At 38.5% G+C, this 1,897-nt stretch carries 3 protein-coding genes; all 3 read left to right on the forward strand.

What is annotated here, in order from left to right; translation table 11 throughout:
- Positions 1–178: 178 nt before the first annotated feature.
- The 3 genes from AAEZ22_RS17945 to AAEZ22_RS17955 all read left to right on the forward strand — a co-directional run bounded on the left by AAEZ22_RS17945 (position 179) and on the right by AAEZ22_RS17955 (position 1,818).
- Complete coding sequence (locus AAEZ22_RS17945) at positions 179–601, forward strand: hypothetical protein (protein WP_352298310.1); 423 nt, start codon at positions 179–181, stop codon at positions 599–601.
- Entirely contained in the window at positions 598–1,314 is a 717-nt protein-coding gene (locus AAEZ22_RS17950) for a hypothetical protein (protein WP_352298313.1), read from the forward strand. The genes AAEZ22_RS17945 and AAEZ22_RS17950 overlap by 4 nt, the downstream gene beginning before the upstream one ends.
- Before the next feature lie 99 nt (positions 1,315–1,413).
- The gene (locus AAEZ22_RS17955; RefSeq protein WP_352298316.1) at positions 1,414–1,818 is read left to right on the forward strand and encodes a DUF1801 domain-containing protein; all 405 of its coding nucleotides are present in this window, start codon (positions 1,414–1,416) and stop codon (positions 1,816–1,818) included.
- Positions 1,819–1,897 lie beyond the last annotated feature (79 nt).

A 1,897-nucleotide genomic window follows, 5' to 3' on the forward strand; every position in this document is an offset into this window, starting at 1 on the left:
GTGATCAACAGAAGCATATTCCATGTATTAATGAGATAGGTAAATACATTAATTAATGGAACGGAGTAACTATAAGGCAATGAACCGGACAATTTTATGCGCAAAACGGCTAACGGTAAAATTGCCAGTTATCGCGGCGTTAGCAGCCACTAGAAAATATTAAGAATTGGAGGTTTTGATGAATTGGTATGACGCGCAGAGCGTTAAAGAGCTAAAAGAAATTGGATCCTTTGAAGAAGTTGTAGCTCTTGCTTCCGAAGAGCTAGGGAAAGGAATTTCTTTATCAGCTAGCAACTGGGAGGAGTTATTATTCGCTGTTCATAGTCTCAATACACTCTTTACTAAAAAGGAAATTGGAGTAGATGACGACTACTTTAGATCTCCAGTTGACAAGCTGATTTTCTCACTAATCGAACTAGATGGAAAAAACAGGCAAAAACAATTGGGCATTGGCCCCTTGCATTATAAAAATAGTGAGCTTGCAAAGAAATGGAAAAATGCTACCGCTAGCAAACTACATGAAGATCGATGTAAGCACCCTAAAGCGAAAGAAGCATGGCATAAAATGGAAGAAATTTATAAGGAGATGATTGGAAAGTGACAAAAAAAATCATCCCTTATGAGTTTGAAAAAGCATTAGGATCCTATCAGCAGCCCACTACTGAAGATAGATACTTAAATGAGAGCACCAAGTCTGCAATTAGAAATGCTTGGGACTCGTTTTCCGTTTTAGATAATTTTGGCAGGGTCTGGATTCAGGCTGGCTGTGTGCATACACTTCTTAGAACATCTAAAGCAAATGCAAGCTATTTAATTGGAGGAATAGCCGACTATGATAAATACCGAGATGGAGAACAGCTCTATATTCGAGGCACTGCGATTTGCCAGCTATTGGACTTCAATATTCAAAATGCCAGAAGCTTGCAGCGCGAAAACTATATACGGTTTTGTGAACTATTCTATAAGGCGATAAGGGATTGTAGCCGTGCGCGTGAGTTAAGGGCTGAGTTCTATGAACACTTGGAAAGAACTGTAGGTAGATTAAAGCAAGATAGAATTCGTTCATTTGGAATTCAATATGACGAATTAACAAATGAGCCATTGGATCTAAGAAGTTGTGAATTTTCACACATTCGCTCGGTGAGCCTTTTTCCAGAATTGGCTGGATTAATGGAGAATGGGCTAATAGTTAATAAAGATACACATGATCAGATAACAAGAAGTGCCATTAATGATGAAGAAGAGTTGCTCCAGTTGTGCGAAATAAATAACTGGAATACAAGCTGGTTTTATCGATATGCACTGACTAATTAATAGCTGCTAACAAAGCGCTGCTACGGAAAACTTACTCGCTGGCGCTCCTAAATTTCCGCAGAGCGCGGCGTTATATGTTTTTCTAGTATGGGTTATTAAATGAACTTAAGCGTACAACAAAAATTTAGTACCTATCCCGAAAGTGTCGCTGTTTTACTAAACAACGTGCGCGACCTTATTCTTAATGTTGCTAAGCAAGATGGCATCACCGACATAACAGAAACTTTGAAATGGGGTGAGCCTAGTTATGTTTCGAAAGTTGGGAGTACGATTAGAATTGACTGGAAAGCTAAGTATCCTGATCAGTATTGTATATATTTCAACTGTAAAACGTCGCTGATAGAAACGTTCAAAGAAATCTATGGTGATACTTTTACATATGAAGGTAATCGCGCGATTGTGTTTAAAATAAATCAGGTTGTACCCTATAAAGAACTATCGCATTGTATTTCAATGTCATTGCGTTACAAAAAAATAAAGCACCTAGTTTTGCTTGGTGCATAAACATATAACAACACGCCCTGAGGTGGACAGCAAGCACTAAAGCTCACTTTCCACCGCAAATTTTAACAGCGGTGATCCC

Origin of the sequence: Pseudoalteromonas sp. 20-MNA-CIBAN-0454 (assembly GCF_040308685.1) — a bacterium.
Taxonomy (GTDB): domain Bacteria; phylum Pseudomonadota; class Gammaproteobacteria; order Enterobacterales; family Alteromonadaceae; genus Pseudoalteromonas; species Pseudoalteromonas nigrifaciens.